The organism is Anoxybacillus sp. LAT27 (assembly GCF_022030075.1).
Lineage (GTDB): Bacteria > Bacillota > Bacilli > Bacillales > Anoxybacillaceae > Anoxybacillus > Anoxybacillus kestanbolensis.
The window spans coordinates 1-223 of record NZ_JAIWYK010000399.1 but is presented as its reverse complement, the minus strand read 5'-3'; the positions used below and the strand labels follow the sequence as shown (position 1 = coordinate 223).

The window sequence follows — 223 nt, the reverse complement described above, 5'->3', positions numbered from 1 at the left end:
AACAGAAATGTCGGGAGTTCATCTCATTTCCGATGGACTCGCTCTAAATAGCGGATGTAGTTTTGCAGAATATGGCGATCTTGATGGTCTGGAATTCGGCGCAAAGCGGATTCAATCTCCCTTTCGTTCACGTCAATCTCTTCGTCCACCACCTCCTCCAACAACATGTGAACAAGTTCTTCTTCACTAAGCATCTCCCCATAGCTATCTGACCCATACCTGT

Annotated in this window: 1 protein-coding gene; it reads right to left on the bottom strand. The window is 46.2% G+C overall.

All coding sequences use genetic code 11. The features are described 5' to 3' along the window. Positions 1 to 23: 23 nt before the first annotated feature. On the bottom strand, positions 24 to 223 hold a 200-nt coding region (locus LD028_RS09945), incomplete at its 5' end, for a hypothetical protein (protein WP_237811722.1).